Genomic DNA, 5,366 nt, shown 5'->3' with positions numbered 1-5,366 from the left:
GAAGTACGCGGAGACGGGGAGTTGGGTGTTTTGGCGCTCGAGAGCTGGAAGGGCGAGGCTCAGGTCGGACATGATCCCGAGGGTCTCCTATAACCGATGTGAACGTGCCACCACGGGGCGCTGCCGGGGGTGGGAGGTCTCGCTGCGCACGGCGCGTTGGAACCAGCGAGGGCGGGATTGTAGCTGCCGTGCCGCACGCACGTCCCCATTTGGGGGGATGACGCCACGAAAGCGTCCGTGGGAGCCCTGATCGCAGGGGAGGGGCTGACTACAATGCTTGTTTTTGTGTCATGACATGCCAAAGACCCCTTCCGCCACGGCCGACGCCGCAGCGCTGACCGAGGCGCCGAGCACGGCAACTGCGCCGGCGCCTGCCAGCTATGAAGACGCCCTGTCCGAGCTCGAGCGGCTGGTCGTCGCGATGGAGGGCGGGCAGCTTCCGCTGGAGAAGCTGCTTGAAAGCTACAAGAGGGGGGCGGATCTGCTCAATTACTGCCGCGAGCGCCTCAGCGCCGTCGAGCAGCAGGTGCAGGTGCTCGAAGAAGGCCAACTGAAGCCGTGGTCCGGGGGATGAGCTTGATCGAATTTGATGAATGGGCGCGCGCCGAGCTGGAATCGGTCGAGGCCGCGCTGTCGCGCTGGGTGCCCGCCGAGGCACCGGCCGGACTCGGCCAGACGATGCGCTACGGCGTGCTCGACGGCGGCAAGCGGCTGCGTCCGCTGCTGGTGCTGGCGGCGGCCCGGGCGGTCGACGGCCAGTGCGAGGCCGCGTTGCGGGCCGCCTGTGCGGTGGAGCTGATCCACGCCTACTCGCTGATCCACGACGACATGCCTTGCATGGACAACGACGTGCTGCGCCGCGGCAAGCCGACGGTGCACGTTCAATACGGCGAGGCGCAGGCGATGCTGGCGGGCGACGCGATGCAGGCGCTGGCCTTCGAGGTGCTGACGCCCGACGCGGGCGTCGAGCCGGCGCTGCAGGCCCGCCTGTGTTCGCTGCTGGCGCGCTCGGCCGGCCACGCCGGGATGGCCGGCGGCCAGGCGATCGACCTCGCCAGCATCGGCGCCACGCTCGACGAGCGCACGCTGCGCGACATGCACCACCGCAAGACCGGCGCCCTGCTGCAGGCCAGCGTGCTGATGGGCGCGGCCTGCGGGCGCACGAATCCGGTGGCCTGGCAGGCGCTGGCGGAGTATGGTGACGCCCTGGGCCTCGCTTTCCAGGTGGTCGACGACATCCTCGACGTGACGCAGGCCTCCGAAACCCTCGGCAAGACCGCCGGCAAGGACATGGACAACAACAAGCCGACCTACGTCAGCGTGCTGGGCCTGGAGCCCGCGCGCCGGCATGCCGCGCAGCTGCGCGACCAGGCCCATGCGGCGCTGGTGCGCAGCGGCCTCCCGAGCACCGGCCTGCTGGGCATGCTGGCCGACAAAGTGGTCGAACGTGATTCCTGAGCCGCCGATGAACCACACCCTGCTGCACACCATCCAGAGCCCGGCCGACATCCGCCGGCTGTCGCGCCTCGAGCTCAAGCAGCTGTCGAGCGAGTTGCGCGACTTCCTGCTGCACAGCGTCGCCGAGACCGGCGGGCACCTGTCGTCCAACCTGGGCACGGTGGAGCTCACCGTCGCGCTGCACCATGTGTTCAACACGCCGCACGACCGGCTGGTGTGGGACGTGGGCCACCAGACCTACCCGCACAAGATCGTCACCGGCCGGCGCGAGCGCATGCCCACGCTGCGCCAGGCGGGCGGGCTGTCGGGCTTTCCGCGGCGCGACGAGAGCGAGTACGACACCTTCGGCACCGCGCACTCGTCGACCTCCATCTCGGCCGCGCTCGGCATGGCGATGGCCGCCAAGCTGAAGGGCGAGGAGCGCCGCTCGGTCGCGATCATCGGCGACGGCGCGATGACCGCCGGCATGGCCTTCGAGGCGCTGAACAACGCCGGCGTGTCGCAGGCCAACATGCTGGTGGTGCTGAACGACAACGACATGTCGATCTCGCCGCCGGTCGGCGCGCTGAACAAGTACCTCGCGCGGCTGATGAGCGGCAAGTTCTACGCCGCCGCGCGCGAGGGCGCGAAATCGGTGCTGAAGAACGCGCCGCCGCTGTTCGAGCTGGCGCGCCGCTTCGAGGAGCATGCGAAGGGCATGGTCGTGCCCGGCACGATCTTCGAGGAGTTCGGCTTCACCTACGTCGGCCCGATCGACGGCCACGACCTCGATTCGCTGGTCCCGACGCTCGAGAACCTGCGCGACCGCCCGGGCCCGCAGTTCCTGCACGTCGTCACGAAGAAGGGCTACGGCTACAAGCTGGCCGAGGCCGATCCGGTCAAGTACCACGCGGCGTCGGGCAAGTTCGACCCGGCCGAGGGATTCCCGAAGGCCAAGCCGAGCAAGCCCACCTTCACGAACATCTTCGGCCAGTGGCTGTGCGACATGGCCGAGAAGGACAAGCGCCTGATCGGCATCACGCCGGCGATGYGCGAAGGCTCGGGCATGGTCGAGTTCGAGAAGCGCTTCCCCGAGCGCTACCACGACGTCGGCATCGCCGAACAGCATGCGGTGACGTTCGCCGCCGGCCTGGCCTGCGAAGGGCTGAAGCCGGTGGTCGCGATCTATTCCACCTTCCTGCAGCGCGCGTACGACCAATTGCTGCACGACGTGGCGATCCAGAACCTGCCGGTGGTGTTCGCGCTCGATCGCGCCGGCCTGGTCGGCGGCGACGGCGCGACGCATGCCGGCGCGTACGACATCGCGTTCCTGCGCTGCGTGCCGAACATGAGCGTGCTGGCACCGGCCGATGAGCGCGAATGCCGCCAGCTGCTCACCACCGCGTTCGAGCAGGACCACCCGGTCGCGGTGCGCTACCCGCGCGGCGCCGGCGCGGGCATCGCGATCGATCCCGAACTGAGCTCGCTGCCCTGGGGCAAGGGTGAAGTGCGCCGCCGCGGCGAGCGCATCGCGATCCTCGCCTTCGGCACCTTGCTGTATCCGGCGCTGGCCGCCGGCGAGGCACTGGGCGCGACGGTGGCCAACATGCGCTACGTGAAGCCGCTCGATGTCGCGCTGGTGGCCGAGCTCGCGCGCACGCACGATGCGATCGTCACGGTCGAAGAGGGCTGCCTGATGGGCGGCGCCGGCAGCGCGGTGCTCGAGGCCCTGCAGGCCGAGCGCATCGAGATCCCGGTGCTGCAGCTGGGCCTGCCCGATGTCTTCGTCGAGCATGGCGATCCGGCCAAGCTGCTGGCGGCCTGCGGGCTGGACGCGGCGGGCATCGAGCAATCGATCCTGAAGCGCTTCGGCGCGCGCCCGGCGCTGGTCCGGCCGGCTGCCACCCATCGCTGAGCCCGTTTGAACGGCCTCTTCAAGCCCTTTTGCGCATGGGGCGCATTGATTCCTGTCATCCTTCAGGCCGTTGACAGATAGAAGTCCGACATGAATCACATGACGAATTTGAAAGACGCGCTGCACATCCCCGACACGCAGAGCGAGCGCGACGAGCGCCACCTGGCGATCCAGCGCGTCGGCGTGAAGGATGTGCGCTACCCGCTGCAGCTGAAGTTCGGCAAGACCGCGCAGCCGACGATCGGCCAGTGGGAGCTCGACGTGGCGCTGCCGGCCGAGCAGAAGGGCACGCACATGTCGCGCTTCGTCGCGTGGCTCGATGCGCTGCACGAACCGCTGGACGCCGATGGCCTGAAGGCGCGCTTCGCCGAGATGCTCGAGAAGCTGCACGCGACGCACGGCCGCATCGAGGTGAAGTTCCCGTTCTTCATCCGCAAGCGCGCGCCGGTGTCGGGCGTCGAGAGCCTGCTCGACTACCAGGGCAGCTGGGTCGCCGAGATGCGCGACGGCAAGCCGGTCGTGTGGTCGCAGGTGCTGGTGCCGGTGAAATCGCTGTGCCCGTGCTCGAAGGAGATCTCCGACTACGGCGCGCACAACCAGCGCTCGCACGTGACGATCCGTGCCGAACTGCTGCAGGACGTGCCGTGGGGCGAGCTGGTGCGCTTCGCCGAGAACGCGGCGTCGAGCGAGATCTGGCCGATGCTCAAGCGCGCCGACGAGAAGTGGGTCACCGAGCATGCCTACGAGAACCCGAAGTTCGTCGAGGACCTGGTGCGCGACGTGGCGCTCGGGCTGAACGGGGACAAGCGCATCGGGCGCTACACGGTCGACGTCGAGAACTTCGAGTCGATCCACAACCACAGCGCCTTCGCCCGCATCGAACGCCTGTGAGCGGCGCGATCCGGAGGGCATTCCGGGTAGCATCCGCGCACCTATGAACTGGCCCTACGAATTACAGATCGGCGTGCGCTACACGCGCGCCGGTCGCACCGGCCGTCGCAACGGCTTCATCTCCTTCATCTCCGGCGTCTCGATGCTCGGCATCGCGCTCGGCGTCGCGGCGCTGATCATCGTGCTGTCGGTGATGAACGGCTTCCAGAAGGAAGTGCGCGACCGCATGCTGTCGGTCGTCGCCCACGTCGAGGTGATGGACGGCCAGGGCCAGGCGCTGCCCGACTGGCACCTCACCGCGAAGCAGGCACGCGAGAACCCGCAGGTGATCGGTGCCGCGCCGTTCATCGCGGCACAGGCGCTGATCGCGCGCGGCGACGACATGCGCGGCGCGATCGTCCGCGGCATCTCGCCGGACGACGAGGCCACCGTCACCGATCTCGCCGCGGAGATCAAGGACAAGACGCTGTCGAAGCTCGTGCCCGGCGAATGGGGCATCGTGCTCGGCATCGAGCTCGCGCGTTCGCTCGGCGTGCACGAGGGCGACAAGATCACGATCGTCGCGCCCGGCGGGCAGGTCACGCCGGCCGGCGTGGTGCCGCGGCTCAAGCAGATGACGGTGGTCGGCACCTTCAACGCCGGCCACTACGAGTACGACAGCGGCCTCGCGATGATCCACGTCGACGATGCCGCCAAGCTGTTCCGCACCGACGGCCCGACCGGCGTGCAGCTGCGCCTGAAGGATCTGTTCCAGGCGCGCGATGTCGCCGAGCAGCTGTCGCAGGCCTTCGGCCCGCAGTTCATCGTCAGCGACTGGACGCGCACCAACCGCAACTGGTTCTCCGCGGTGCAGCTCGAGAAGCGGCTGATGTTCATCATCCTGACGCTGATCGTCGCGGTGGCCGCCTTCAACCTCGTCTCGACCCTCGTGATGACCGTCACCGACAAGCAGGCCGACATCGCGATCCTGCGCACGCTGGGCGCGAGCCCGCGCTCGATCATGGGCATCTTCATGGTGCAGGGCGCGGCCTCCGGCATCATCGGCACGCTGTCGGGCGTCGGCTTCGGGCTGTTGATCGCGCTGAACATCGACGTGATCGTGCCGTTCATCGAGCACCTGCTG

General features: G+C 68.5%; 5 protein-coding genes. All 5 read left to right on the top strand.

Features of this window, described 5'->3' with window-relative positions; all coding sequences use genetic code 11:
• The first annotated feature begins 295 nt into the window (after positions 1-295).
• Complete coding sequence (locus AC1D12_RS23660) at positions 296-574, top strand: exodeoxyribonuclease VII small subunit (protein WP_052212914.1); 279 nt, start codon at positions 296-298, stop codon at positions 572-574.
• Positions 571-1,458 (top strand): polyprenyl synthetase family protein, encoded by an 888-nt coding sequence (locus AC1D12_RS23655; RefSeq protein WP_047510063.1) that lies wholly within the window; start codon positions 571-573, stop codon positions 1,456-1,458. The genes AC1D12_RS23660 and AC1D12_RS23655 overlap by 4 nt, the downstream gene beginning before the upstream one ends.
• Before the next feature lie 7 nt (positions 1,459-1,465).
• The gene (gene dxs / locus AC1D12_RS23650) at positions 1,466-3,352 is read left to right on the top strand and encodes a 1-deoxy-D-xylulose-5-phosphate synthase (RefSeq protein WP_477843240.1); all 1,887 of its coding nucleotides are present in this window, start codon (positions 1,466-1,468) and stop codon (positions 3,350-3,352) included.
• Positions 3,353-3,451: 99 nt separating this feature from the next.
• On the top strand, positions 3,452-4,243 hold the full coding sequence (gene folE2 / locus AC1D12_RS23645) for a GTP cyclohydrolase FolE2 (protein WP_465111237.1): 792 nt from the start codon (positions 3,452-3,454) through the stop codon (positions 4,241-4,243).
• A 43-nt stretch (positions 4,244-4,286) separates the two neighbouring features.
• Positions 4,287-5,366: lipoprotein-releasing ABC transporter permease subunit (locus AC1D12_RS23640; protein WP_477843238.1), on the top strand; the 1,080-nt coding region annotated here is incomplete at its 3' end.

It is taken from the genome of Rhizobacter sp. P1_G5 (genome assembly GCF_056405435.1).
This window is presented reverse-complemented; position numbering and strand designations above follow the sequence as displayed.

What these genes read in the sequence shown, in the direction of transcription:
- AC1D12_RS23660 (WP_052212914.1), top strand. Translation starts at nt 296, where the DNA reads ATGCCAAAGACCCCTTCCGCCACGGCCGACGCCGCAGCGCTGACCGAG.
- AC1D12_RS23655 (WP_047510063.1), top strand. Translation starts at nt 571, where the DNA reads ATGAGCTTGATCGAATTTGATGAATGGGCGCGCGCCGAGCTGGAATCG.
- folE2 (WP_465111237.1), top strand. Translation starts at nt 3,452, where the DNA reads ATGACGAATTTGAAAGACGCGCTGCACATCCCCGACACGCAGAGCGAG.